The sequence below is a fragment of the Vibrio pomeroyi genome (genome assembly GCA_041879425.1).
GTDB classification, from domain to species: Bacteria; Pseudomonadota; Gammaproteobacteria; order Enterobacterales; family Vibrionaceae; genus Vibrio; species Vibrio pomeroyi_A.
The window spans coordinates 3,450,855-3,477,532 of sequence record CP090854.1 but is presented as its reverse complement, the minus strand read 5'-3'; the positions used below and the strand labels follow the sequence as shown (position 1 = coordinate 3,477,532).

The 26,678-nt window shown below is 45.0% G+C and carries 29 protein-coding genes; 23 read left to right on the top strand and 6 right to left on the bottom strand.

The genetic code is table 11. The features are described from left to right. Positions 1–73 precede the first annotated feature (73 nt). Entirely contained in the window at positions 74–1,054 is a 981-nt protein-coding gene (locus L0992_15460; GenBank protein ID XGB67055.1) for an alpha/beta fold hydrolase, read from the bottom strand. An 81-nt stretch (positions 1,055–1,135) separates the two neighbouring features. On the opposite strand from L0992_15460, the gene rhtB reads away from it, so the two are divergent. The 7 genes from rhtB (at position 1,136) to L0992_15425 (ending at position 7,653) form a co-directional block, all read left to right on the top strand. Next, positions 1,136–1,753, top strand: a complete 618-nt coding sequence (gene rhtB, locus L0992_15455; protein ID XGB67054.1) for a homoserine/homoserine lactone efflux protein — start codon at positions 1,136–1,138, stop codon at positions 1,751–1,753. A gap of 45 nt (positions 1,754–1,798) precedes the next feature. Then, positions 1,799–3,019 (top strand): EAL domain-containing protein, encoded by a 1,221-nt coding sequence (locus L0992_15450; protein ID XGB67053.1) that lies wholly within the window; start codon positions 1,799–1,801, stop codon positions 3,017–3,019. Positions 3,020–3,118: 99 nt separating this feature from the next. Next, complete coding sequence (locus tag L0992_15445) at positions 3,119–3,460, top strand: metalloregulator ArsR/SmtB family transcription factor (protein XGB67052.1); 342 nt, start codon at positions 3,119–3,121, stop codon at positions 3,458–3,460. A 173-nt stretch (positions 3,461–3,633) separates the two neighbouring features. After that, the gene (locus L0992_15440) at positions 3,634–4,635 is read left to right on the top strand and encodes an ArsJ-associated glyceraldehyde-3-phosphate dehydrogenase (protein ID XGB67051.1); all 1,002 of its coding nucleotides are present in this window, start codon (positions 3,634–3,636) and stop codon (positions 4,633–4,635) included. A 41-nt stretch (positions 4,636–4,676) separates the two neighbouring features. After that, complete coding sequence (locus L0992_15435; GenBank protein ID XGB67050.1) at positions 4,677–5,168, top strand: cyclin-dependent kinase inhibitor 3 family protein; 492 nt, start codon at positions 4,677–4,679, stop codon at positions 5,166–5,168. Between the two features lie 97 nt (positions 5,169–5,265). Then, the gene (gene arsJ, locus L0992_15430; GenBank protein XGB67049.1) at positions 5,266–6,486 is read left to right on the top strand and encodes an organoarsenical effux MFS transporter ArsJ; all 1,221 of its coding nucleotides are present in this window, start codon (positions 5,266–5,268) and stop codon (positions 6,484–6,486) included. Positions 6,487–6,639: 153 nt separating this feature from the next. After that, complete coding sequence (locus tag L0992_15425; GenBank protein XGB67048.1) at positions 6,640–7,653, top strand: acyltransferase; 1,014 nt, start codon at positions 6,640–6,642, stop codon at positions 7,651–7,653. A gap of 71 nt (positions 7,654–7,724) precedes the next feature. Here the strand turns inward: L0992_15425 and L0992_15420 are convergent, their stop codons facing one another. After that, positions 7,725–8,054 (bottom strand): DUF2500 domain-containing protein, encoded by a 330-nt coding sequence (locus L0992_15420; GenBank protein XGB67047.1) that lies wholly within the window; start codon positions 8,052–8,054, stop codon positions 7,725–7,727. A gap of 243 nt (positions 8,055–8,297) precedes the next feature. On the opposite strand from L0992_15420, the gene L0992_15415 reads away from it, so the two are divergent. The 4 genes from L0992_15415 to L0992_15400 all read left to right on the top strand — a co-directional run bounded on the left by L0992_15415 (position 8,298) and on the right by L0992_15400 (position 11,336). After that, positions 8,298–8,672, top strand: coding sequence for a DUF4145 domain-containing protein (locus tag L0992_15415; protein XGB67046.1), 375 nt, complete (start codon positions 8,298–8,300; stop codon positions 8,670–8,672). Positions 8,673–9,597: 925 nt separating this feature from the next. Then, a complete protein-coding gene (locus L0992_15410; GenBank protein XGB67045.1) occupies positions 9,598–10,218 on the top strand; it encodes a lysoplasmalogenase in 621 nt (206 codons plus the stop codon). 90 nt (positions 10,219–10,308) lie between these two features. Next, positions 10,309–10,545: a YecH family protein gene (locus L0992_15405; protein XGB67044.1), complete on the top strand. Its 237-nt coding sequence runs from the start codon at positions 10,309–10,311 to the stop codon at positions 10,543–10,545. A 206-nt stretch (positions 10,546–10,751) separates the two neighbouring features. Beyond that, positions 10,752–11,336 (top strand): YhgN family NAAT transporter, encoded by a 585-nt coding sequence (locus tag L0992_15400; protein ID XGB67043.1) that lies wholly within the window; start codon positions 10,752–10,754, stop codon positions 11,334–11,336. 80 nt (positions 11,337–11,416) lie between these two features. On the opposite strand, the gene L0992_15395 is transcribed toward L0992_15400, so the two are convergent. Together L0992_15395 and rsmD are read right to left on the bottom strand one after the other, a co-directional pair. Next, positions 11,417–11,683 (bottom strand): DUF1145 domain-containing protein, encoded by a 267-nt coding sequence (locus L0992_15395; GenBank protein XGB67042.1) that lies wholly within the window; start codon positions 11,681–11,683, stop codon positions 11,417–11,419. A 10-nt stretch (positions 11,684–11,693) separates the two neighbouring features. Further along, positions 11,694–12,296, bottom strand: a complete 603-nt coding sequence (gene rsmD / locus L0992_15390; GenBank protein ID XGB67041.1) for a 16S rRNA (guanine(966)-N(2))-methyltransferase RsmD — start codon at positions 12,294–12,296, stop codon at positions 11,694–11,696. 230 nt (positions 12,297–12,526) lie between these two features. Here rsmD and ftsY point away from each other — a divergent pair, with 230 nt between their 5' ends. The 6 genes from ftsY to glpG all read left to right on the top strand — a co-directional run bounded on the left by ftsY (position 12,527) and on the right by glpG (position 18,219). Then, entirely contained in the window at positions 12,527–13,819 is a 1,293-nt protein-coding gene (gene ftsY, locus L0992_15385; protein XGB67040.1) for a signal recognition particle-docking protein FtsY, read from the top strand. A gap of 77 nt (positions 13,820–13,896) precedes the next feature. Further along, positions 13,897–14,571 carry a cell division ATP-binding protein FtsE gene (gene ftsE / locus L0992_15380; protein ID XGB67039.1) on the top strand — a complete coding sequence of 225 codons (675 nt, stop codon included), beginning with the start codon at positions 13,897–13,899 and terminating at the stop codon, positions 14,569–14,571. Next, on the top strand, positions 14,561–15,529 hold the full coding sequence (gene ftsX / locus L0992_15375; GenBank protein XGB67038.1) for a permease-like cell division protein FtsX: 969 nt from the start codon (positions 14,561–14,563) through the stop codon (positions 15,527–15,529). The genes ftsE and ftsX overlap by 11 nt, the downstream gene beginning before the upstream one ends. 177 nt (positions 15,530–15,706) lie before the next feature. Further along, positions 15,707–16,564, top strand: coding sequence for an RNA polymerase sigma factor RpoH (rpoH, locus tag L0992_15370; GenBank protein XGB67037.1), 858 nt, complete (start codon positions 15,707–15,709; stop codon positions 16,562–16,564). A 442-nt stretch (positions 16,565–17,006) separates the two neighbouring features. Next, the gene (gene glpE, locus L0992_15365; GenBank protein ID XGB67036.1) at positions 17,007–17,327 is read left to right on the top strand and encodes a thiosulfate sulfurtransferase GlpE; all 321 of its coding nucleotides are present in this window, start codon (positions 17,007–17,009) and stop codon (positions 17,325–17,327) included. Between the two features lie 49 nt (positions 17,328–17,376). Further along, entirely contained in the window at positions 17,377–18,219 is an 843-nt protein-coding gene (gene glpG / locus L0992_15360) for a rhomboid family intramembrane serine protease GlpG (protein ID XGB67035.1), read from the top strand. A gap of 80 nt (positions 18,220–18,299) precedes the next feature. Here glpG and fliL read toward each other — a convergent pair whose 3' ends face one another. Next, positions 18,300–18,707, bottom strand: coding sequence for a flagellar basal body-associated protein FliL (gene fliL / locus L0992_15355; GenBank protein XGB67034.1), 408 nt, complete (start codon positions 18,705–18,707; stop codon positions 18,300–18,302). Positions 18,708–18,869: 162 nt separating this feature from the next. Between fliL and L0992_15350 the strand changes: the two genes are divergently transcribed. Then, positions 18,870–19,409 (top strand): chorismate lyase, encoded by a 540-nt coding sequence (locus tag L0992_15350; protein ID XGB67033.1) that lies wholly within the window; start codon positions 18,870–18,872, stop codon positions 19,407–19,409. Next, on the top strand, positions 19,410–20,264 hold the full coding sequence (ubiA, locus tag L0992_15345; protein XGB67032.1) for a 4-hydroxybenzoate octaprenyltransferase: 855 nt from the start codon (positions 19,410–19,412) through the stop codon (positions 20,262–20,264). 99 nt (positions 20,265–20,363) lie between these two features. Here ubiA and plsB read toward each other — a convergent pair whose 3' ends face one another. Beyond that, positions 20,364–22,787 carry a glycerol-3-phosphate 1-O-acyltransferase PlsB gene (plsB, locus tag L0992_15340; protein XGB67031.1) on the bottom strand — a complete coding sequence of 808 codons (2,424 nt, stop codon included), beginning with the start codon at positions 22,785–22,787 and terminating at the stop codon, positions 20,364–20,366. 220 nt (positions 22,788–23,007) lie between these two features. Between plsB and L0992_15335 the strand changes: the two genes are divergently transcribed. From L0992_15335 to dinF, 4 genes are all read left to right on the top strand, one after another. Then, the gene (locus tag L0992_15335) at positions 23,008–23,370 is read left to right on the top strand and encodes a diacylglycerol kinase (protein ID XGB67030.1); all 363 of its coding nucleotides are present in this window, start codon (positions 23,008–23,010) and stop codon (positions 23,368–23,370) included. A gap of 94 nt (positions 23,371–23,464) precedes the next feature. Then, positions 23,465–24,085 carry a transcriptional repressor LexA gene (gene lexA, locus L0992_15330; protein ID XGB67029.1) on the top strand — a complete coding sequence of 207 codons (621 nt, stop codon included), beginning with the start codon at positions 23,465–23,467 and terminating at the stop codon, positions 24,083–24,085. Between the two features lie 97 nt (positions 24,086–24,182). After that, on the top strand, positions 24,183–25,061 hold the full coding sequence (locus tag L0992_15325; GenBank protein XGB67028.1) for a class I SAM-dependent methyltransferase: 879 nt from the start codon (positions 24,183–24,185) through the stop codon (positions 25,059–25,061). A gap of 118 nt (positions 25,062–25,179) precedes the next feature. Beyond that, positions 25,180–26,535, top strand: coding sequence for an MATE family efflux transporter DinF (gene dinF / locus L0992_15320; protein XGB67027.1), 1,356 nt, complete (start codon positions 25,180–25,182; stop codon positions 26,533–26,535). Positions 26,536–26,678: the final 143 nt, after the last annotated feature.

Genomic DNA, 26,678 nt, shown 5'->3' with positions numbered 1-26,678 from the left:
AAAGCTCACTTACTTCTCTTCCTCTTTAGCGCCTCTCTCTTTTGTCGTTACTTTTTTTGTTGTCACGCTAGCGCTAAGCAAAAAACTGAGTAATGGCATCCAATGTTGGATTGCGATACTCATCCTTCTCAAACAACACTTCATGTCTAGACCCTTCGATGACCTTAAACTGGCAATCGGAGTTGGTTTTCTTGAGCTTGTTGATGAACTTCACTTGAGCATCGTTACTGACAATCTTCTCTTCTCCAGCCTGAATCAAAAGCAGTGGGATTTTGATCTGACGAGTTTGCTGGATGGCTTGCTTGGCTGCCATTAACCCTTGCCACACCCAGCGCGTACTTGGTCCGCCTACTTGCAAAGAGGGTGACTCGTCATACAAACGGCGGAACCACTGATAACGGACCTTGCTGTGGCTCAGTAAGTTGTTTTCGAAAGGCTTTGAGTAATACGCTTGTTGGCCTGGCGCATAAGTTGGTTTGGCGTGATACGCGGTAAGCACTTGTCCAACAACCATCGCGATAGGTTTTAGATACCATTCCGTGTTGATGCCAAACATCGGCGCACACAGGGTTACCTTATCAAACGGGTGAGCCGGATGAGTCTGTAGATAGCGAGTCGCGATGGTACTGCCCATTGAATGTGCAAGAAGATAACGCTCGGTATATTTACTTAAGTCAAAATTGGCAATGATGTCAGACATGTCTGATGCATAATCATCGAACTCATGAATGTGACCAATGTCAGAGTCTGTTACCATACGTTCCGACTGGCCTTGACCTTGGTGGTCAAATGAATAAACGTCATAGCCTTGTTGATAGAAATCATAAAAGAGTTCTTGGTATTTTAGGCAGCACTCGATACGGCCATTTGAAATAACGATGGCTTTGGTATGAGTCGGTGAGGTTAGGCTACACCAGTACAGCTTCTTTTTACCGGATGATGTTACATACCCATCTTTTCGTTGTTGCCAAAGAGTGGGGATCGGGTGTTTAATCGCTTGCTCGAACTGAGGTTCTTGCGTGTACGAAAACGGGGCGGCGCTGTGGTTTTCCATGGGAAATTACCTGAACTGGTGCATGTGAGAGCTTTATCGCTACTAATGTTGTTAGATTAAAGAACTAGTAAGGAAATGCAAATGGATACTCATGTTTGGCTTGCTTATGTCGTCACGGCGATTTTGTTTAGTTTGGCTCCGGGCTCAGGTACCGTTAACTCAATCAGTAATGGCCTAAGCTATGGCACTAAGAAGTCACTCGCGTCGATCGCAGGCTTACAGCTTGGCCTTGCATTTCACATCATGCTGGTGGGAGCGGGTATTGGTGCATTGGTCGCTCAATCTGCATTGGCGTTCACCATCATCAAATGGGTGGGCGTGGTGTATCTACTTTGGTTGGGTATCCAAAAGTGGCGTGACAACTCTAGCTTAGTGGCCTCTGAAGAGAGCTCAACGCTATCGAGTGGCAAACTGCTGAGAAATGCTGTGCTTATCAACCTTACCAATCCAAAATCTATCGTGTTTTTGGTGGCTCTGTTTCCTCAGTTTATCGACCCGACACAACCGCAAGCACCGCAACTGTTAGTGCTGGGCGTGACAACCGTATTCATTGATAGCGTTGTTATGTTGGGTTACACGTCATTAGCTTCACAAATGGGACGCTTTATCCGCTCAGATCGTATAATGGGTAAGATAAATAAGATATTTGGTGGTATGTTCATGGGCTGCGGCGCGTTGCTGGCTGCCGCCAAAGCTTAGTGAAAGCAATAGAGTTATAGTTAAACCAATTAGAGTTATCAATAAATGACCGCTACGTACGTTGCTCGACAACCTATCTTAAATCGTAACAAGAACACGCTTGGTTATGAGCTGTTGTTTCGTGACGGAGAAAGGAATGCTTATCCAGCGCATATTGAGTCTAACAGAGCAACGTATCGCCTGATTGTTGAGAACTTCTTGTCGGTTGGGCTTAACCCTTCGATCCCATCTTCACGCTGCTTTATTAACTTTCCGTATCAAAGCCTGATTCGTCGTCTGCCTTTGAGCTTGCCGAAAGACAAGGTGGTGGTTGAGATCCTTGAAACCTGCCAACCGACCGACGAGTTATTAGAAGCCGTTAAAGAGCTCTACCAAGCGGGCTACATGATCGCCCTAGATGACTTTACTTCGACACCAGAATGGGAACGTTTCCTCAGATATACGCATATTGTTAAGCTCGATATCATGCAGATGGGCTTAGACGAGGCGTGTGATTTGGTTAGGGCGCATCAAGGGAAGAAATTTAGCTTTCTTGCTGAACGAGTCGAAACGGAACAAGAATTTCAGCAAGCGAAAGAGGCGGGCTTTAAGTTCTTTCAAGGCTACTTCTTTAGCAAGCCGGAAATCATCAAGACCAAATACATTAGCCCTGAACAAGTGATTGCCATGGAGCTGTTCCAAGAAGTGTGTAAGCCGGATGTCGACTTTCAACGTGTCGAGAGTATCGTCGCCAAAGATGTCGCTTTGTCCTATAAGCTACTGCGCTTTGTGAATACTATGTCGCCTCGTCTTGAGGTAACCATCTCGTCATTTCGTCAGGCCTTGGTTTACTTGGGGCAAGAGAAGCTGAAAATGTTTGTCTCTTTGGCGGTGGCGTCTTATGTCTCTGATAAAAAGCCGAAAGAGTTGTATGGCTTGTCTTTACAGCGAGCGCAATTTTGTCAGCGCATGTCTCGTTATCAGGCATTTGAAGGGCACACGGAGCAAGCCTTTATGATCGGTTTGTTCTCCTTGCTTGATGCTCTGCTCGACCTGTCGTTAGAGAACCTCGTAGAGCAATTACCGTTGTGTAAAAGTATTAAGGTCGCTTTGCTGCGCAGAGAAGGGCCTTATGGCACTTTACTCGCCCTTGAAGAGAGCTTTGAACACGCTGATTGGCAGCAGATTGATGAACACTGTGCCGATTTAGGATTAAGTGTGGAGCAGGTAAGAACGGAGCTCACCGAAGCTCGACGTTGGAGCCATACCGTGACTAATCAGCTCTGATTTCCTTTCGTTAAACTTTTATGACAATTGAAACGCACGCCTTGACGTGCGTTTTTTTATAACTAATATATACGCATATCCATATATGAGTATGTAGTTATGCTTCCTCACCAATTTTTTAAATTACTGTCTGATGAAACGCGAGTGCGTTGCTTAATGTTGATTGTGCGCCAAGAGTGCCTTTCTGTTGGTGAGTTGACTCAGGCATTACAAGAAAGTCAGCCAAAGGTTTCTCGCCACCTTGCGCAGTTACGCTCAAACGGCATTTTGACTGACGTTCGCCAAGGGCAGTGGGTGTTTTACCGCCTGTCACAAGATTTACCGGGTTGGATGCTAAAGTTAATTGATGACCTTATCGCATCGAACTGTTTGAAAACTGAATACCAACAAGACATTGAGCGCTTAGAAGCGATAGCTTCACGCCCTCAATGTTGCGTTTAAATATATTAAAACTTATTGCCGAAATAGTTGGAGTTGCAGCTAGGCGACAAGTGAGCTTATCCCTATGAGCATAGTGGTTCTATGTGATTTGGGCGGCCGGCGTTCCGGTAAGTGAACGTAGTCAACAACGCTGCGGCTTCAAATATGAAGGCAATTAACTGAGAGAAAATACGATGACAGTGAAAGTAGGTATTAATGGTTTTGGCCGTATCGGCCGTCTAGCACTTCGCGCAGCATTCGATTGGGCTGAGCTAGAGTTTGTACAAATTAATGACGTTGCTGGCGACACTGCGACACTGGCGCACCTTTTAGAGTTCGATTCAGTACAAGGTCGTTGGAACCACGAAGTTTCGGTTGAAGGCGATGAGATGATCATCAACGGTCAACGCATCAAAACCACCAAAGAGCGCGACATCGATGCGATCGATTGGTCTGGCTGTGATGTGGTTATCGAAGCGACAGGCGTTCACCGTAAGACATCTTTCCTAAACAAATACCTAGAGCAGGGCGTGAAGCGTGTTGTGGTATCGGCGCCAGTGAAAGAAGAAGGCATCGCAAACATCGTTGTTGGTGTGAACGACAATATCTTCGACCCAGCAGTACACAAAATCGTAACCGCAGCATCTTGTACAACAAACTGTATCGCGCCAGTGGTTAAAGTGATCAACGAGAAGCTTGGTATCGAGAATGCGTCTTTCACGACGATTCACGATCTAACCAACACGCAAACTATCCTTGATGCGCCCCACAAGGACTTACGCCGCGCACGTGCATGTGGCATGAGCCTTATCCCTACAACAACGGGCAGTGCTAAAGCGATTGTTGAGATCTTCCCTGAGCTTGAAAACCGTATCAACGGCCACGCGGTTCGTGTACCACTAGCGAACGCTTCTCTGACAGACATCATCTTCGAAGTGAAGCAAGATACAACAGCAGAAGAAGTTAACGCGATGTTGAAAGAAGCGTCTGAGAACGAACTGAAAGGCATTCTTGGCTTTGAAGAGCGTCCACTTGTTTCTATCGATTACAAAGGCGACCAACGCTCAACTATCGTAGATGCACTATCAACCATGTTGGTAGGTAAGCGCATGGTTAAGATCTACGCTTGGTACGACAACGAGATGGGCTACGCGACACGTACAGCAGAGCTTGTTCGTACAGTTGGTTTGGCATAAGCCTGCGTATTTAAGAAATAGTAGAATCTGGAGAATACATAATGACACATCCAACATGGCAACTAGATTTAGAAACTGGTGCGTTAGTGCTTACTCCGTGCCCAGGTACCAAAGAGGCTGACCTAGACGCATCTCTAGCTCAACTTAAAGCGCAAGGCGTAGAAGCGATTGTGACGGCTTTGGACAGTGAAGAACTGGCGAGCAAGAATGTTTCTGAGCTAGGTGAGAAAGCGCAAGCACTAGGCATGCAGTGGTTCCAAATCGAAATCGAAGACGATTGTGCACCAGGTGCTGATTTTGCTACGAAATGGCAAGCAGCGAGCCCTGCGCTACACCAAGTTGTCGATAACGGCGGTAAGGTAGCGATGCATTGCATGGGCGGTTCTGGCCGCACTGGTTTACTGGCTGCACACCTGCTGTTAGAGAAGAGCTGGGATCTGAGCAAGATTGTTCAAGAAGTTCAGGCGCTTCGTCCAGGTGCTTTTACTAAACCTATTCAGGTTGAGTACATTAATGGCGTAGCGAACAGCTAATAAGTCATCGTTGTTATACAAGGAGCTTTTGGTATCTGGAGTGTTGAACTTATCATGATCCAAAAGCTCTTTTTGTTTAGATTGCAGAGATAGCGTTATGTTTTCAAATCTAAGTAAGAGTGTTCGCCAATACATGTTGGTGACTTTCAACTACTGGAATTTCACCATTACTGATGGTGCACTTCGTATGCTGGTGGTTTTGTATTTTTACGACCTTGGCTACAGTTCGTTAGAGATTGCTTCACTGTTCCTTTTCTATGAATTCTTTGGTGTGGTGACTAACCTAATCGGTGGTTGGTTAGGCGCGCGTCTTGGTCTCAATAAAACCATGAACATCGGTTTAGGGATGCAAGTCTTCGCCTTGGGTATGCTCGCATTGCCATCGGCCATGTTGACTATTCCTTGGGTGATGGCGGCTCAAGCACTTTCTGGTATCGCTAAAGACCTTAATAAGATGAGTGCTAAGAGCTCAATCAAAACCTTGGTACCGGATGAACAACAAGGTGCCTTGTATAAGTGGATTGCGATTCTGACCGGGTCTAAGAATGCGCTTAAGGGTGCAGGCTTCTTTATTGGTGGTTTATTGCTTTCGACTATAGGCTTCCAATATGCAGTGCTTGCGATGGCCGCTGTGTTGACCTTGGTCTTCATTGGCAGTGTGCTGAGCTTAGAAGCGGATATGGGTAAGGCGAAGACCAAGCCTAAGTTCAAACAGATCTTCTCTAAATCTGAATCCATCAATATCCTGTCTGCGGCGCGTATGTTCCTGTTTGGTGCTCGTGACGTGTGGTTTGTGATTGCTCTGCCAATCTATCTGGGCAGCGTATTTGGTTGGGACCACTCATGGGTGGGTGGCTTCTTAGCGGCTTGGACTATCGCTTACGGCTTCGTACAGGGCATTGCACCCAAGATTACGGGTAAGGCGCAAGGCAAGGTTCCAGATGGTCACGCAGCGTTATTATGGGCGGGAGCTCTGGCTGTCGTGACAGGTGCTATCGCTTATGCGGTACAGGTAGGCTGGCAACCAGAGTTAGTGATCATTGGTGGTTTGATGGTGTTTGGTGCCATCTTCGCGGTGAACTCATCCCTTCACTCATACCTGATTGTGAGTTATGCGAAAGGCGATGGGGTATCGCTTGATGTTGGCTTCTACTATATGGCGAATGCAATGGGCCGCTTGATTGGCACAATCTTGTCAGGCTTAGTATTCCAAATGGGCGGCTTGTCTGCGTGTTTGTGGGTATCGTTCGTGTTCTTAGCGATAACGACGGTGATCTCTCTGCGTTTACCTAAGGTGCCGCAAACATCTGCCGCATAGGCCTCATTCGTAAGAGCGAAAGTTGCAACTGCTCATTCGTTTAAGATTAATTCGCGATATGCTTCTCCTTTAACAATAAGCTGACTTGGTATTTATTCCGGTCAGCTTTTTTATTGCTATAGTAGAATGATTGAATATTAATCAGGCATTTACATGAAGCAGCGAATTCTCTTTTTTGATTTAGCACGATGTGTCGCGGCCGTAGCGGTTATCGCGATTCATGTTTTGGCGCCTTATCGCAACGAACTAGGAACGATTCCTTTCGGCGAATGGTTAACAGCAATCACCGTCAATGGCTTCAGCCGATGGGCGGTGCCTGTCTTTATATTGATAACCGGCGCCTTGATGCTAAGCGATCAGCGCCCATTTGATGCTAAGTACTACCTCAAGCGACGCCTAGGTAAGGTATTGATACCTTTCATCGTCTGGTCGCTTTTCTATACTTACCTGTCTGGTTGGTCTGCGATGGGCTTTGATGCCGACGTCAGTTGGGATGTGTTGCTCAATAGCTATCATCACTACACCTACTATCACCTTGGTTTCTTCTATTACTTTATCCCGCTCTACTTTGTGATTCCTTTCTTACAGATCATGGTCAGAAAGTATGGCGACAAAGCTGTTTACGGCTTCACGGCGGTGTGGTTGTTCACGACGTTGCTGTTCTTACTAAGAATCGACGGCCCATGGAGTCATGAGTTATGGCTTTACACTGGCTACTTGCCACTGGGTTATCTGTTGTACAAGAAAGTGCCGCTTAACAAGTTCACCGTTGGTGTGAGCGCAGGACTCGGTGCGCTGGCGTTGTTAACTACAGTCTATATGGTGGTTGATGCGAGCCTAATCGCCGAGGAGTACACGGTTGGTCGTTGGTTATCATACAAAACGCTGAATACCGTATTGGCAGCAAGCATGGTGTTTATGCTGTGTCGTTACTACGGAGAAGGGTTATCTGAGAAAGGTAATCAAGTGGTTGGCTTTATCAGTAAGCACAGCCTAGGTATCTACCTGCTGCATCCTATCTTCTTGTGGCCGATGAAAGAGTTTGGTTGGTACCAAGGACACCCAGCATGGGTTATCCCATTGTGGATTGTGATCAGTGGCGCTGGTGCGCTGTGGATGAGCTGGATGGTATCTAAGTCTGAGAAAACGCGCTGGTTATTGCCTTAGTCGTTAATACTAAGGCCATTAGTTATTATCGCTGATGGCCGCTTTTGATGAATCGTTGAAGCGACTTATGATTAGCGCTTTAACGCAAAGTGCAAGAACTTATCGCCTTGGTAGGTTAAGGTTCCTTTATCACCAGGATTAAGTGCGTGGAAATAGTGGATTCCGACTTGGAATTCTCGTTTCGGACCAACCATACCGCGTTGAACGTAAATCCAGTATTCTTGATCTTCTTGGCCTGGTTCTGCGTCAGGAAGGTCGATGGACTGTTTATCTAATACCGTCACGTTCACTTTCTTTTCTGGTGCGTTCTCGCCTTGCATATGTTTTCGATAAAAAACAAGAAAACCCCAGGCGGCTAGACCTGCGAGTGCAAAGATGGCAAAAAAGAGTGAGTTAGGCATATAACCTCCATGTAGTCGTGATGGTTATTCTAGTCTTTCGGGCAATAGGGATATGTGTTTAAAGCCGCTATTCGTGAACTGCTGTAAGCAAAGCTGATTATTTTTCGGCTGATATCACATTTAATGGCCAGTTTGGGATAAAGCATTGTTATTTATTGTCTCTTTCTCACGTAAATAGCGATGATTTTGTATAAGAATAAGGAAATGCTCGACTAGAATTATAGTGTGGAGTGGGAGGCCAAAATGACCGACATTGAAAAAGTGGTGACAAGAACTCGCAATATAGAAAAATTATTGAGACTTCAATATCACGCTGAAGGCGAAGGATTGCACGAGCTTGTGACAAGCTGTGAAGAAAGGCTACCGCACGATATGGTAAGTAAGTTGCGTTATATCGCAACGTGTCGTAACAAGGTAGTGAATGAGCATGACGCTCAGTTGGAAGACCAGCATAAATTCATCATGATGTGTAACGATTGTGAGAAGGAGCTGACTCCACGAAGCGGTCGTTTTATCTGGCGTGTTGCGATCTTATTGATGATGGCAATGACTTTAGCCGCAGCAGGTTTCTACTATGCGAACTGGGATGTGTTAACACTGCATCTGTTTTCGAAGTGAAAAATTTGAACAAAAAAAGGGACGCTCATGGCGTCCCTTTTTTTATTTGTAACTTGCTTAGTACATCATCGGTAGTGTCATTAGACCTACAACTACCGCGATCATTACAAGTCCTTGTCTTTGCGAAGATGAAATCATAACACTACTCCTAAATTTGGTTGTCTCTCGCTATGTTTTAAAGAATAGCCCACTTATAGGATTAGATCAAGAATTACTTTCGAAAGCCTTAAAAGTGGTAGAAAACTATTGGATATTGGCTTATTTGGGGTTGTTTAACTGTGTTTTTTGGTGTGTTCTTATTTTGTTCGTTGTGATTCATGTTTGTTCTTATTTGATTTAAGTTGCTGTTTTATAATGGTTGTTATGTGTAATTTATATTGTTAAAGGTTGTTAAACTGTATTAATAGGGGCTGGTGGCTTCTGGGTTGGATTTGGTTTTGTTTGTGCATTTTTGTCTTGGTTTTGGTGGCTGATTTGACAAGGAGCTAGGAAAATCCTGACAAACAGGAGCTGAATTAACGCAAGTTACTTACTTTACAAAGCTAGGTATGTTTGAGGTTTTTAATTCCTTTTTAATTTTCATTTTTACTTTTTAAGTTTATGTATTTATTGATTTTTAATGTTGATTTTTCTAATTTTAAAGTGTGGTTTTTGGCTGTTTTCGATGGGTTTTTGCGATTTGGCTAGGTTAGAAATGACCAAAATGAAAAGCTGGGCGCTGTAAGGTGCTTTTCGATGGGTTTAACGAAGAATCGCTCTAGTTTTAAACGAATCATCGTTATCTCCGCGTAATTGTCATGGCTTCAACCGAAAGAGGCTCTTTTTAGTGGAAGCGTAATCAAGATCCAATTTTGAAAGGCTTAGGCTTTACATCAACACTCGTGTGCCTAGACTGGCGACGATTTAAAGCAATAGGGCAAGTGGTATGTGGAGTTGGTTAGCGGTTTCCTTATCTGGGATCGGAGCAATAGCAGGAACGAAGCATGGACATATCGGTCAGGCCTTATCGTATAAGGTATTTACCTTTGTATTATTAGCGACTATTGCTTTAACTCAGTCGGTTGTGGCTGACTTTACCTATTGGATAGTCGCGGGGTTGGCTATCTCTGCGATCGCAGATGTGCTGCATACACTCACTCAAAAACGTCCTCTACATTTTGTCTGCTTCTTATTGGCTCAACTCTGTTACAGCAAAGCTTTTTGGTTACAACTATCAGGAGAAATGGTTTGGTGGTTGTTCGCGCTGTTATTAGCGGCCTGCATTGTTGCTTTCTTTTTACTGCTGCCACGCTTAGACAAACTCGTCTTTCCTGTGGTCATAATGGGCATTGTGCTTATTCAGCTAGCATGGGCTTCTGGTGAGGTTTGGTTGCTAGATCCTCAGTTATCACACGCGGTCGGTTTTGCTGGTTGTAGCGTGCTGCTCCTTTCGGCCTTGGCCTATGCACTAAACAGTTACCGTAGCCCAATCAAGGGGGCTTATTTTTGGGTAACGAGCAGTTACTTTCTGGCACACGCACTTATTGTCGCATCTATTACTATTTAGGGTAGAGCTCTCTCAAGCCTGAGCTACATCAAAACGACGTTGCTAAAACTCGGTACTCTACGTGTAATTCATTAAAGATGAGATTGAGTTATGACGACTGAAATTCACGCACACAACGTTTTAAACCTGCTTAGTGAAAAGCCACTGACTCGCGAAGAGCTAACATTAGCGCTTGCTCAAACCTATGGGGAAGAAGCTCGCTTCCATACTTGTAAGCTCAATGGTCTGGATTTAGATAGCCTGTTGAAGTTTTTCTTGAAGATGGAAAAGGTTGTCGTGGTCGATGATAAGCTTTGTACTAACCGAGAACGTGTGTGTAATCACTAACTCTTAGTGGCTTGTTTTATTCGTGAATAGAGAGTGGGTGCATGTTTCGGCTCCACTCTTTTTATTACCCTTCAATCTGCTTTTACCCATTTTCCGTCTTATAACATTCCCCTTTAAAAGCATTAGTTAACCCGCTTATCACTGCGTTCGAAAATCAATGTTGAGGCTGCTATACTCCGCGCACTTACGCTTTTCGAGACAAACTTATGGAAATCTTATCTGCAGCAACCATGCTGTTTCTTATCATGGACCCGCTTGGCAACCTGCCAATCGTGCTATCTATCCTTAAGCATATTGACCCGAAGCGTCGCCGTATTGTTCTGATTCGTGAGCTGATGTTCGCACTGGTTATCTTGTTGCTATTTTTGTTTGCGGGTCAAAGCATCATGAACTTCCTGCACGTACAACCTGAAACCTTGAGTATCTCTGGCGGTATCATTCTGTTTATCATCGCGATTAAGATGATTTTCCCAAGCGCAGGCAGCATTACTGGCCTAGCGGCTGGTGAAGAGCCGTTTATTGTGCCGATGGCGATCCCTATGATTGCAGGCCCATCAGTGATTGCTGCACTGATTCTGCTATCGACACAGCATCCAGACAACATGTTAGAGCTTTCTGCCGCTGTGATGCTGGCTTGGGGCGCTACCTTCTTTATCCTGATGTTTAATGGTTTCTTCCTACGAGTATTGGGTGAGAGAGGGCTTAAAGCCATCGAGCGCTTGATGGGCTTGTTACTTGTTATGCTATCGACTCAAATGTTCTTGGATGGTGTGAAGGGCTACATGGGCTAGTGTTGCTATCATTATTCAATAAAAAAACGCCGCTCTACTGAGCGGCGTTTTTGTATCTGTGTCTTCGGTTTTTATTTCGATTACATCATGTGCTTACGACGGATATCGAGTAGGGCAAAGACTCCGAAAATCAATATTGACCATTTCTCCCAACGTGACATCTCGATCTTATCGCCGAAGGCACCGATAAAGATCAGCATCTGTAGGCCGTGCATGAAGAACAAGAATGCGGTCATGATATAAAGCGCAATCGCCGCATTACCCGGGAACGGGTAGAAAATATTGGCGATTAAGATAAACCAAACAAAGGCGATGGCTGTTTTTGCTAGTGGAAGCAAGAACTTCATTCAATAACTCCTATTCTTCAGTGATTCGATTAAACAGTCGGTAGCTCGATTGGCCGGTGGTCTTATCGCGATGCAATTCCCAGTTTTCTGGCATCGCTTCGAGTTTCAGCTCTTTCTCTGTCTCGACGTAAATGATGGCATCATCGGCAAGCCAGCCATTATTCTCAAGCAGTTGTACTGTCTCTACTAACAAGCCTTTACGAAATGGAGGATCAAGGAAAACCATATCGTAAGGGGTGCCAGGCTTCTTAAGGAAAGAGATAGCATCAGTATTTACCACATTGATGTTGTCTGCTTTGAGCTCTTTAGCATTATCAGAAAGCTGCTTGGCGGCCTTTTGATTCATTTCGAGCAGCGTCACCATTTTTGCTTGGCGAGAAGCTGCTTCAAAACCTAAACCACCAGAACCTGCGAATACGTCTAAGCAGGTCGAATTTGGGATATCTTGTGCCACCCAGTTAAAGAGGGTCTCTTTTACTCGGTCAATGGTTGGGCGTAAGCCTTCTAAATCATGAACAGGTAGCTTTCTGCCTCTCCATGAGCCACTAATAATTCGAACAAAGCCACCGGATGGCTTTTTTTGTGATGTGTTTTGCTGGCGACGTCTTACCATAGATTTTTTGACCGCTAATAAAGTGATACTATACCGAGCCCAATTTAAGTTGGTTCGAGTATTAAATAAATTTGCAATGACAAAGTGTATCAAGCTAAAAGCAAACTTATCACTGCTTTGTCATTTTTCTTTACTATTCGTTTGTACAAGCTTGTATTGTATAACAATAGCAAAGAGTCGACGTGCATTAAGTCAATACAGTTAATTAGTAGATCTAGGAAACTCCTCGGATGACGGAAAAAAAGAAGCGCGGATTATTATCGTGGCTTGGTTTTGGTGAAGAAGAACAAAGCCCAAAAACTCAGAATGAAGCGAACGTAGAAAACGTTGAAGATCAAACTGAAGTTGAATCACAAGTCGAGGCTGAACAGGCCGCGTCTGAAGCTGAAGTAATTAAATCAACTGAAGCTAAGTCAGTTGAATCTGAGCTTGCTGAATCAGAGCAAGCGCTTGAAGAAGCTCAACAAGAACAGCAACCTGTCCCAGCAGAAGCAGAAGCAGAAGCAGAAGCAGAAGCAGAAGCAGAAGCAGAAGCAGAAGCAGAACAGGAAGAAGTCGTTGCTCCTAAAGCTCAAGTTGAAGAAGTTCAAGAGAAGCCGACAGAAAGCTTCTTTGCTCGCCTTAAGCGTAGTCTAAGCCGTACTAAAGCAAACATTGGTGCGGGCTTCTTTGGCTTGTTCAAAGGTAAGCAAATCGATGAAGATTTGTTTGAAGAGCTAGAAGAGCAGTTGCTGATCGCTGACGTGGGTATGAATACCACAGTTAAGATCATTGAAAACCTGACAGAAAAAGCATCTCGCAATGACCTAAAAGACGGTGAAGCGCTTTATGGTCTGCTCAAAGATGAGATGGCGGATATCCTAAGCCAAGTTGAACAACCATTAGTTGTTGATACGACTAAAACACCTTACGTTATCTTAATGGTTGGCGTGAACGGTGTAGGTAAGACAACCACTATCGGTAAGCTAGCGAAGCAATTCCAAAACGAAGGCAAGAAAGTGATGCTAGCGGCGGGTGATACCTTCCGTGCAGCAGCCGTTGAACAACTTCAGGTTTGGGGTCAGCGTAACGATGTACCTGTTATCGCTCAGCACACAGGTGCGGACAGTGCGTCAGTTATCTACGATGCGATTGAAGCGGCGAAAGCACGTGGCGTTGATGTAGTGATTGCCGATACAGCCGGTCGTTTGCAGAACAAGAGCAACCTAATGGAAGAGTTGCGTAAGATTGTTCGCGTAATGAAGAAGATTGATGACTCTGCACCACACGAAATCATGCTAACGCTTGACGCAGGTACAGGTCAGAACGCTATCAGCCAAGCAAAACTATTCAGTGAAGTTGCACCGGTAACGGGTATTACGCTAACTAAGCTTGATGGTACGGCGAAAGGTGGTGTGATTTTCTCAATTGCAGACCAGTTCCAGATTCCAATTCGTTACATTGGTGTTGGTGAAGGCATTGACGACTTACGTCCATTCGAGTCAAAAGACTTTATTGAAGCGCTATTTAGCCGCGAAGAGTAACGCGAGTAGCAAAGTGGTTTATCCTTAACCTGCTACCGTTTTAAATTTGATATTAGTGATCGTAAGAGGAATTTTCGGTGATCAAATTTCAGCAAGTGAGTAAAGCCTACCGAGGCGGACGCCAAGCGCTCCAAAAAGTGGACTTTCACCTCAAACGTGGAGAGATGGCATTTTTAGGCGGGCACTCCGGTGCTGGTAAAAGTACCTTGCTGAAGTTGATCTGCGCGATAGAGCGTCCAACCGATGGACGCGTCTGGTTCAACGATCACGATATCACACGTATCCCAGCCAAAGACATCCCGTTTTTACGCCGTAATATCGGGATTGTCTTTCAAGACCATCGCCTGCTGATGGATCGCTCGATCTTCGATAACGTTGCTCTGCCTATGCGTATTGAATCTATTTCTGAAAATGAAATAAAGCGCCGAGTGAGTGCTGCGTTGGATAAAACTGGCTTGCTCGACAAAGCTCGTTGTTTACCAAGCCAGCTTTCTGGTGGTGAACAGCAACGCGTGGGTATTGCTCGCGCCGTGGTGAACCGTCCAACTCTACTTTTAGCGGATGAACCGACGGGTAACTTAGATCCTGAATTGTCCAACCGAGTGTTGCGACTGTTTGAAGAGTTTAACCGTGCCGGTGTGACGATCATCCTAGCGACGCATGATATCGGGTTAGTGAACACTCGCCCTCAATATCGTCATCTTGAATTAAACCAAGGCTTTTTGAGTGAGGTTGAAGACTATGGCCGCTAATAAGCGCATCAAGAAACCTCAATCTAATCGAGCAGCAAGCCGCGCTTCAAGTGATGGCTTCTTTGTTGTGCATTGGAAACAAGCCAAGTCATCGTTCTCGCAGATGTGGCAGCGCCCGCTGGGTAATTTGCTGACCCTTGCGGTGATCTCAATGGCGTTGGCGATGCCTGCGTGTTTGTACCTATTGGGTAAAAACGTGGGTGAAGTGGCGCAAGATGTCACAAGCCCGTCACAAATTAGTGCTTATGTAGAGGATGGCATTCCTGAGCCTAGGGTAATGGTGCTCAAGGATGAAATTGAAAGTTGGGAGCAAGTTGAACTGGTGGAATACATTTCACCGCAGCAAGGACTTGCTGATCTCAGCCAGTATTCTGGTTTCGAAGATGCCCTAACTATTCTAGATGACTATTCACTACCTGGTGTTCTAGTGATTACGCCAAGCGTACACAGCGATACTCAAATTAAAGAACTCGCAGGCACCGTTAAAAAGCAAGAGCTCGTCACCGATGTTCGCCTAGACGAAGATTGGTTGGCTAGACTAGACGCTATCAAAGCGTTAGCAGCCGTCATCGTGATTACCTTAACGGTATTAATGCTAGGCGCAGTATTTTTAATTATCGGTAATACATTACGATTTAATGTATTGGCGCATAAAGAAGAGATTCAAACCATGAAGCTGATTGGTGCGACCGACAGCTATATTCTTCGCCCATACCTTTATGCTGGGATGTGGTTTGGTGTTTTAGGTTCGATTAGCGCTTGGGTAATGACGGCATTGATTACCGTATTACTGAACAGTGCAGTGGATGACTTGGCTCAGTTGTATGACAGCCACTTCCGCTTAATTGGCCTGAGTTGGGATGAATCTTTACTGCTTTTGATCGTCGGAACCTTGCTTGGTAGTGTGGCTGCGAAGCTTTCTGCACAGCGTCACCTAAAAGAAATTGAACCAGTTTAGGTGAATAGAGTCATATTTAGACGAAAAATAGGCACTTCTTAACCAGTTTTTGCCTTGTATAGACGAATTGATTATGCATAATTACTTCCCCCTCCTTGAAACCTGTTCATTTTAGGTTCAAGATTGTCGGGTTTTAATAGATGTATTACTCCAGATCAGAGATTGATGAGGAACCGAATGGCAAACCAAGCGTATCAAATGGCTTTAGTCACACAAGATAGTTTAGATAGCTATATCCGCTCAGCGAACAGCTACCCAATGCTGACGCCTGAAGAGGAACGTGGACTTGCAGAGCGATTACATTACAAAGGTGAGATCGACGCTGCGAAAGGCTTGATCCTTTCTCACTTACGATTCGTGGTGCACGTTGCAAGAGGCTACTCTGGCTACGGGCTGCCAATGGCTGATCTCGTCCAAGAAGGTAACATCGGCTTGATGAAGGCTGTTAAGCGCTTCAATCCAGAAGTTGGTGTTCGATTGGTTTCTTTCGCAGTTCACTGGATCAAAGCTGAAATCCATGAATACGTGCTGCGTAACTGGCGCATCGTTAAAATTGCGACAACTAAGGCACAGCGTAAACTGTTCTTTAACCTTCGTAAGTCTAAAAAGCGTTTAGGTTGGTTTAACAACGGTGAAGTTGAGACGGTTGCTCGTGAGCTAGGTGTTGAGCCTTCTGAAGTTCGTGAAATGGAATCTCGCTTAGCGGCACAAGACGCGACGTTTGAAGCGCCTATGGACGATGACGACGGTGGTTCTGCTTACACAGCGCCAGTTTACTACCTAGAAGACAAAGCATCAGACGTTGCTGAAACGGTTGAAGCAGCTAACTGGGAGTCACATACCAATAATCGTCTAGGGCTAGCTCTAGCAAGCTTAGACGAGCGTAGCCAACACATTGTTCGCTCACGTTGGTTAGATGACAACAAAGCAACGCTACAAGACTTAGCGGATACCTACAGCATTTCTGCAGAGCGTGTTCGCCAATTAGAAAAGAATGCGATGAAGAAACTGAAACAAGCCGTTGGTGATTTCTAATAGCATTTAGTTTCTAATAATATTTGGTATCTAAATAGTAGCTAGCAAATAACTGAATTTTGAAAAGGCCGAGATCGAGAGATCTCGGCCTTTTTGTTTTGGATCGATTTCTCAAGTTTTGCGATCGAAATTTGCAAAATGATTTTGTGGATAACTCTGTGAGAAGTTTATTCGTCAGCTGTCTAAAAGCAGGGTGTAGTAAGGCTTTGAACGGGGTTTTCGAGTGGGGATATGTTTTAGTTAACCCACAGCTAGATCAGGATCATTACTACATGTTGTGGATCTATTTTTTAAAAGGCACTTTATTCACGCAATTCACAGATTTATCCACAAATGGTGTAAAAGTGATCGCTGGTGGATAACCTTATTAAGTGGATGTGATTGTTAGCCTTGGGATAGGTTACAATGGCAGCAAAGTAAATCAGTATAAAAAGAGAAAGTCATGGACCAGTTTAAACATATCGACGTTAAAGGTGCTCAAGCCCTCATTGAACAAGGCGACGCTCGACTTGTCGATATACGCGACCCGCAGTCTTTTGCGGTTGCGCACTCAAAAACAGCCTACCATCTTACCAACGATACAATGGTGTCGTTCATGGATGAGGTTGAGTTCGAACAACCTATCTTGGTGATGTGCTACCACGGTATTAGTAGCCAAGGTGCAGCACAATATTTAGTGAACCAAGGCTTTGAAGAGGTATATAGTGTAGATGGCGGTTTCGAAGCTTGGCACCGTGCTGAACTTCCTGTGATTGCTGGTTAATCACCTTTATCGCTTCAAGCATCTCTCATAGCATGAATAGGAAGTAACAATGATTAGATTGATGGTGTTAGACAACCCACGTCTTGCTCAAGCATTTATTGATTATATGGCGTCTCGTCAGATCCCTATTCAGATGTCTCCTGAGGGGGAAGGGCGTTTTGCGCTTTGGCTTATTGATGGTCAATTTCAGGTTGAAACCGAAGCTGAGCTCAATCGTTTCTTGTCGGAACCCAATCATAAGCGCTATCAAGCGGCATCTTGGGACATGGCAGAGACCAGAAAGAGCAACTTTCATTATCACACACCAAGTTTCATGGGCATGATAAAAGCCAAAGCTGGCCCTGTGACACTCAGTATTATGCTGGTATGTGTGGTGATTTTTGCTCTGCAGCAGATAGGTTTCGGGCAGGCGATTTTTAACGCCTTACATTTCCCAGCGGTTGATGGACAGCAGTGGCAATTGTGGCGCTGGCTCAGTCACGCTGTTTTGCATTTCTCGGTTATGCACATCGCATTCAACATCTTGTGGTGGTGGCAACTGGGCGGAGATATTGAGAAAAAGTTAGGCGGCCTTAAGTTACTGCAGATCTTTGCTGTCTCTTCTGCGCTTTCTGGCGCGGGTCAGTATTGGGTGGAAGGTGCGAACTTCGGTGGCTTATCTGGGGTTGTATATGCCTTGGTTGGTTACCTATGGGTAGTTGGCGCCAAAGCACCGCAACTTGGTTTGGGTATTCCAAGACAGATCGTCGGCTTTATGTTGGTGTGGTTAGTACTTGGGTATATGCAGCCGTTCATGGCGATCGCTAATACCGCTCACTTAGCAGGTTTGGTCGCAGGTGTGATTATCGGCTTTGTAGATTCAATGAAAGCGCCGAAATCTGCAACAAACTAGCGTGTTAGTTACCGAGAATCGATAGATACAAAAAAGCGGCCAGATGAGCCGCTTTTTTATTGGGATTCGTTTTTAGATCATTACTGATAAAGATACTTGGTAAACAGTAAGTCAGCGATCAGGGTTTTGCCCGTCTCAGGCAGCAGAATCTTGTTGAGATGTTCAACCAAGGTCTTTCTCAAATCTTCACGGCCAGACAGAGATTTAATCGTTTCTTCGTTTTGTTTACCAAGTAATTCAATCACGGCATCGCGAATTAATGGTTGGTGATGCTCAATGGCCGCTAGATCATTGCTGTTCGCAACCATGATATCGAGGCGAACCTGAATGTAGCCCAGTTTTTTACCTTTAGTGTAAAAATTGGTGGTCAGGTCTGGCTCTAGCGTGAAGTAGGCTAGTTTGGGTGCCGATTCCTCTTCAGCTAAACTTGATGCTGAAAAGAGTAGGGTAATCGCAAGAATTATTTGGGCTACATAACGTTTGTGCATATTTGTGACTTTTCTTTAGTTTATTCGCGATATTCGAAACGCATTAGTCTTGTTACAATGAGCGGTCTAAATCTAAATACGTTTACAATTCGAAGAACGCTTTAATTTTGTTCGAAAGTTGAAGCTTTATTGTACGTGTAAAGTCACCTATTGAATACTAGTATGAATCAGCCAATATCGCTGTATCTTAATTCGTTAATGAATGTAGATTGGCAAAGTACAGAAACATTTGATTTTCCTAACGAAACCACCAAAGAGTGGCTTATGGAGCAAGGTTCTCTTTCCCGCAAGTTGGGTAAGAGCTGTCAGCACCTGTCTGTTGAGTTGCTTCATAATCAAGTTGTAGAACGCTCAAGGCTACAACAAGACGAGGAACATCTTTTATCATCGTTTGATTGCTTACTGCGTAAAGTGATTTTAAAGGGTGACGGCGAACCGTGGGTGTTAGGTCGAACCTTGATTCCCCGAGTTACGCTAGAAGATCAGCATTCCGACCTTTCTCAACAAGGTAATGTCCCGCTTGGATTAACCGTTTTCAGTGCTGAGAACGTGGAGCGAGATGCGCTGCAAGTCGGTTGGGTTATCGCAGGCGATGAGCGATTGCTCGCACGTCGTTCTCGATTATGGATGAACCATAAACCGATGCTTGTGGCAGAACTGTTTTTACCAACATCACCCATTTACTCTAAGGAGAGTGTGTAAATGCTTGCCACCAAAGCGAAGGCGTATTGGCAATTAACGCGAATGAATCGCCCGATTGGTACCCTATTACTTCTTTGGCCTACGTTATGGTCGCTGATTATCGCCGCACAAGGCATGCCGGACTTGGATGTCTTGGTTGTTTTCGTACTCGGTGTGGTGCTGATGCGTTCAGCTGGCTGTGTGATCAATGATTTTGCCGATCGCAAAGTGGATGGACACGTTAAACGTACCAAGCAGCGTCCATTGCCTTCAGGTTTGGTCTCCAGTAAAGAAGCGATAATCTTATTTTTAGTGCTCGCTGTGGTTTCATTCTTGCTGGTACTCACCATGAACCCGTTAACCATCAAGCTCTCTTTTATCGGCGTTGGCTTAGCATTCATTTACCCTTTCATGAAGCGTTTTACGCACCTTCCACAGTTGTTCCTTGGGCTGGCGTTTAGCTGGGCAATTCCAATGGCATGGGCAGCACAAACCAATGAACTACCAAGTGTGGTCTGGTTTATCTTCGTGATTAATGCGCTATGGACGATTGCCTACGACACACAATATGCGATGGTTGACCGAGATGATGACCTTAAGATTGGCATCAAGTCGACAGCTATTTTATTCGGGCGCTTCGATAAGCTGATTGTTGGCTTCTTGCAGCTTGTGACACTGGCGATGTTGATTGCATTGGGTATGCATTACCAACTGGGTGATACCTTCTATTGGGCATTGTTAGTGGCAGGTAGCTTGTTTGTGTATCAACAACACCTGATGCGTCATCGTGACCGTGATTTATGTTTCCAGGCCTTCCTGAATAATAACTACGTTGGAATGGCAGTTACCGTTGGCTTGTTCATTACCTTTTGGTAAGCAGTAGTTAAAGCTAAAGAGAACAAAAGTAGAAAGGCACCCATTGGGTGCCTTTTTTGATCGTTTCAGTCTAGCGATTAAAGCGAGCTAGCCAAGCGGTTACTCTACTTGGTGAATACTCTCTTGAATCGTCAAGCGTACTTCTGGGTAAAGCATTGAGTAAAGAAGCTTAGCGAATTGCTGAGTTTTTTCTAAATCGCAGTTACCGTCGTTATCTAAGTACTGTTGCTGCTTTAGCGTTGCAAACATCGATGCGAACACACCTTTGTCGAAGAACTCCGGCGCATTGATACCTTGTAAACGCCCCAATCGTTGTGCGATGTCTTGGCTCTTCTTCTCTAGGTCAGACTTATCCAGTTCAGGATTTTCTGCCAATAGGTTGAGAGCTATAGAGTAGCGCTGCAGTGTTTCTGAGATCGTACGACCTAGTAGCATCAGTGCTTGGCTGTTCGACTGGTTGATGGTGACTTCGTTGTCCGACACCATCAGCATACCTTGGCTGACAAGCTCATCAATGATGTTCGCAACCACAGTCTCAAGCTGATCTTCGTCGTAGCTTAAGAACAACTCTTTCTTCAAGAACGGGTAGATAGCTGCAACGTTCTCTTGAATCGCATCAATTGATAAACCGCGCTGACGAATGGTCATCTGAGCAATTAACGACGGCAGAGCAAATAAGTGAATGATGTTGTTACGGTAGTAAGTCATCAGAATCGATTGGTGACGATCAAGTGAAATGATGTCGCCCATAGAATCGGATTCAATCAGGAACTTGTTCAGTGATTCCGCATGTTTCACCAACTCTTCTGCGCTGTCTTTTGGTACCGTGAATGTGTCTGAGTAAGGCACATTCTTAAGCAAAGAAAGGTAGCAGTTGATCTGAGAAACCAAAGAGTCACGAGATAATGCACGCTGGCGTGATGCAAGCAGAGCGGTCGCACACAGTGTCAGTGCGTTGGTCGCGGCCGCATCATTAATGTGCGTCATCATCTTGGTGGCTAGATCATTCACCACAGGAGCCATCCATTGTGGTTTGCTGGTGCCCATTGGATCGATGTCTTTAGTCCACTCTGGTGAGTGCTCGTTCAGATATTGGTTTAGCTGAATTGGCTCACCGAAGTTCACGTAACCTTTACCAAAGTTACGCAGTTTACGGATAGTGCGAATCACTAGGCTCGCGTTTTCTTTCTCTTTACGTTTACCACGCAACTCTTTCGCGTAAGTCGCTACTTCCATTACGTGCTCGTAACCGATGTACACAGGAACAAGAGTTACCGGGCGGTTCATACCACGCAGCATTGCTTGGATTGTCATCGCGAGCATGCCCGTTTTCGCCTGCAACAGACGACCAGTACGAGAACGACCACCTTCGCTGAAGTACTCTACCGAGTAACCTTTAGCAAACAGTTCTGCTAGATACTCACGGAAAATCGTCGAGTAAAGTTTGTTGCCCTTAAAGCTACGACGAATAAAGAACGCGCCACCGTGACGGAAAATAGGACCGGCAGGGAAGAAGTTCAGGTTGATACCAGCAGCGATGTGCGGAGGTACCATACCTTCGTGGTAAAGCACGTAAGAAAGCAGCAAGTAGTCCATGTGACTACGGTGACACGGGACATAAACGATCTCGTGACCATCTTGCGCCAGTTTACGAACTGTTGAAGCGTTGCTGATGTGCAAGCCTTGGTACAGTTTGTTCCATAGCCAGCCAAGAATTTTCTCACCACGCTTGATCAGCGAGTAAGAGAAGTTCGCAGCGATCTCGTCCATGATGTCTTGAGCTTCTTTGCTCGCTTTTTCGATCGAGATGTTCTTTGATTTCGCTTCGTCTTCAATCGCCTTCTTGATCGCTTCTGATTTTAGTAGGCGATCGAACAGTGCTTGGCGGCTTGGCAGGTTAGGGCCAGAGGCAGCAAGTTTTTGACGAGAGAAGTGGATTCGAGCCACACGCGCCAGTTTGTGCGCGATGGTGCTGTCAGTACCGTGTGAGTTAGCCATGTAACCTAGAGAAACCACAGGGCTAAAGCGCACTAGGCAGTCGCGACCTGCAAGTAATACCGCTTTAGACTTCTCTAAGCCGTTCATTGCTTGTAGGTAAGGTTTCTGGTTATTCTCTTTACCAGGTTTACGTCCCCACAGTACAGTGGCTGGGATAACTTGAACATCGAGCTCAGAATCTTCGGCATGCAGTGAAAGCAGCTCAGAGAAAACTTCAATAGAAGAGCTTGGTACATAATCATCGTCTTGCAGCAGTGTTTTGCGAGAAGAGATAAAAACGTAGCGTTGCAGTGATTTGCCACTTATTTCAAGCTTGCTTAATGGATCAGGTAAGCCTAATTCCAGCGCATGCTTTTGTAGCGTCAGCAGATCGACACTTGAGCGAAATGGTAAGGCGTATACAATCGGTTTGCCTAAATCAATGTTCAAATCCTCAACTGGGTTTGAAGGGATTGATGTGCCTTTTACCAAAACGGATAAAGGTAGCTTCATTAATGAACGTGAAAAAGATTGTCCAGAAGACATATAGGTTCACTGCCTCAATAGTTATTTCAATGTGCTTAAGCGTATCTCTATTTCTATGATGAAAAGGATAAAACCTATGAGTGAAATAGGGATAGGCCTAGGCGTAAATTTAATCGATGCAAGAATACCAGAAACTGGTCTAACCTTTTAATGGAAATAGTCATATTGCCGTTAAGTTTGTGGAAAATCATTCATCGACTGATTGAGTATAGGGTTAAAAATGGCGAAAAAATCAAACACCGGATTCAAACGTATCGTGAAAGCGGCAGGCTTTTCATGGCAAGGCATCACGAGTTCGTTTAAAAACGAGGCCGCATTTCGACAAGAAGTGTTTATGGCAGCGGTGCTTATTCCGTTGGCGTTTTACCTAGACGTGAGCCAAGTAGAGCGAATCTTGATGATCTCGTCGGTTGTGTTGGTGATGGTTGTTGAATTGATTAATACCGCGATAGAGGCGGTCGTTGATCGAATTGGCAGCGAACATCATGAGTTATCTGGGATGGCGAAAGATGTCGGTTCAGCGGCTGTTTTCATCTGTTTGGCGCTCGCGGGTTATGTGTGGTTAGAGATCTTGTTTTTGTAATTCGTTAAAAATGAACTAAAAACAACCAATTGCTTTGCTTTTGTGCAGTTACTGGATATACTCACAGTCAACTGTATAAAAAGACAGGTGAATCATGAAGCCGTTAACGCCCCGCCAGCAACAAGTCTTTGACCTTATCAAAGGTAAGATCGAAGATTCCGGTATGCCACCGACACGTGCAGAAATCGCGCGTGAACTAGGCTTCCGTTCTGCTAATGCTGCAGAAGAACATTTGAAAGCTCTTGCTCGTAAAGAAGCGATTGAGATTATCCCGGGTGCGTCTCGCGGTATTCGTATTTTGCTTGAAGATGCAGCAAACGAAGAGCAAGGTTTACCATTAATCGGTCAGGTTGCCGCTGGTGAGCCTATTCTGGCTCAAGAGCATGTAGAAATGCATTACCAAGTTGACCCTGGCATGTTTAAACCACAGGCTGACTTCCTACTTCGCGTAAATGGCGAAAGTATGAAAGACATCGGTATTATGGACGGTGATTTACTGGCTGTTCATAAAACTCAAGATGTTCGCGATGGTCAGGTTGTCGTAGCGCGTGTCGATGATGATGTGACGGTAAAACGCCTAGAACGTAAAGGTTCAACTGTGCTGTTACATGCTGAAAATGAAGAGTTTTCTCCAATCCATGTCGATCTTGAATCTCAACACTTGTCTATTGAAGGCCTTGCTGTTGGTATCATTCGTAACACCGACTGGATGTAGTCATTACAAACAGCTTATTGATATTTATTCTCAATAACTTGTTATTGTAATTGATATTCATTATCATCTTCTTTGTCGAGATACAAGGAAGATGATGATGCCAAACCCAACCAAACCTCAAATAAAGCCGCTTACTCGTAAGCCGCGCGCCTCTGATCAAAGGGCTCCTTCTGATCAAGGGTCTGCTCATCAAGAATTTCAAGTTCCGACGAATCTCGTTCAACACCTTTGGTTTCGCAGCCGCGAAAGCCTTGCCGACGATGGCTTAGTTTATGACCCTATTGCAGCACAAGCCTGCAAGCGTTGCCAACTCGCACCTGAATGCCTTACCGGTGAACTCGACCAACAACAACTTCTTTACGCGACACTCACTCAACTTTGTGACTCTCAAGTTCAACAGTTTTTATCTCATAACCCAGATGCTTGGATTATTAACGTGGGAGCAGGGCTCGATACCCGTTTCTACCGTTTAGATAACGGCCGCTGTCATTGGGTCGAGCTCGATGTAACCGAGAATCTGCTTTGGCGCCAACGCTTGTTCCACAAAAATGAACGCTATCGTTTAGAGTGTGGCTCTGTTGATGACCTAACTTGGTTAGATGAACTAAACATCCCAGAGCAAGCATCGGTGATGGTGGTGTGTGAACATGCTCTGCTTGATTGTAATGAACAGCAGACCGCGCACTTTATTCAGTCTCTGAGCCGCTACTTTACTCATGCGCATGCGTGTTTAGTATTAGCGGGAGACAAAAGCTCAAGCACACTAGGCAAAAAGCTGGGTTCTGGTGACTATGCACATGGCTTATCTTCCCCAGTTGATAGCATTTTAAATTGGTTACCATGGACGCAATGGGTAAAAGCCTTTTCTCCACTAGACCAGCAATGTAACCGCTGGAAATTGTGGCAGCGATTATTGTGCAAAATATCCCAGGTTAAAAAGCGTTTAACACCGCAATTGGTGCTGGTGAAGTGGTAGCGTAGGAGCTGCACTATTTACACATACTCGAAGCCATATCAGTAATAAGCAAAATCTCACAACATAGTGAAAGCACACTCACTAGGTTAAACTATCGCCTCTAATCAAAGAGGTGATCGTGAAGCTATTTAATCCCCAAACTATTTTCCAAACGCTATCCAATCAGGCGATGCACAAGCAAGTGCTGTTGCTCGCGATCCCGATGGTACTTTCCAATATTACCGTTCCACTCCTTGGCTTAGTTGATGCCGCGGTTATCGGTCACTTAGAGCATTCTTGGTATCTCGGTGGTGTGGCATTAGGTGGCACCATGATCAGCGTGACCTTCTGGCTGCTCGGTTTCTTGCGCATGTCGACAACTGGGCTCGCAGCACAATCTTATGGTGCAGATGATGGCAAACAGCTCGGTTTGGTGTTCGTGCAGGGTGTTACCATGGCTTTAGGATTTGCTGGTGTCTTCTTACTTTTGCATAGCTTGGTTGCGGATCTGGTTTTCTCATTGAGTAGCGCCAGTGACCAAGTGAAACACTACGGTCAGCAGTATTTCTCTATTCGAGCATGGAGTGCACCTGCGGCGCTCACTAACTTTGTGATTTTAGGCTGGTTGCTAGGAACTCAGAATGCCAAAGCGCCAATGTGGATGGTGATTATCACTAATATCACCAACATCGTTTTGGATATCGTATTTGTTATTGGTCTTGGGTGGCAGGTTGAAGGTGCCGCGTTGGCATCAGTAATGGCTGATTATGCAGGCTTAACGTTTGGCTTAATCTGCGTTTATCGAATCTGGATTAAGAGACAACTTCCTTCACCGTGGGATTTGCTTAAGAAAACCAGTCAAGGCTTGAGCCGTTTCGTAAAACTGAATCGCGATATCTTTCTCCGCTCATTATGTCTACAAGCTACTTTTACTTTTATGACTTTCCAAGGGGCAAGCTTTGGCGATGATGTTGTGGCGGCTAATGCGGTATTGATGAGCTTTTTGATGATCATCTCTTATGGGATGGATGGCTTCGCTTACGCGATGGAAGCCATGGTCGGTAAAGCGATTGGCGCGAAAGATAAAGACGAATTAAACCAATCATTGATTGGCACTTTTTTCTGGAGCTTCAATATTTGTTTGGTGCTCACTATCGTGTTCGCGATTGCCGGGTCTAGCTTGATTAACATGATCACCACAATCCCTGACGTTAAGAGCCAAGCAGAAGTGTTTCTGCCATGGCTGATAGCGATGCCGCTAGTTTCTATGTGGTGCTTTCTGCTCGATGGGATTTTTGTCGGGGCAACCAAGGGCAAGGATATGCGCAATAGCATGTTCGTGGCGACCTGCAGCTTCTTTGCGATTTTCTACTTAGCATCAGGTTTAGAGAACCATGCACTGTGGCTAGCGATGCTGAGCTTTATGGCGATGCGTGGGATTGGTCTGGGTGTTCTATTTGTTTCCCAGTGGAAGAAGGGAGAGTTTCTCGCTTAGATAGCTAAGTTCAGGGAGCAACAAATAGAGGCTGTACAGGTAAAGGGATATTTAGAACATCATGATCTAATTACTCTAGATGCTATATTTTTCAGTGCCTTAAATGAAAACAGCAAGCTCATGGCTTGCTGTTTATGTATTTG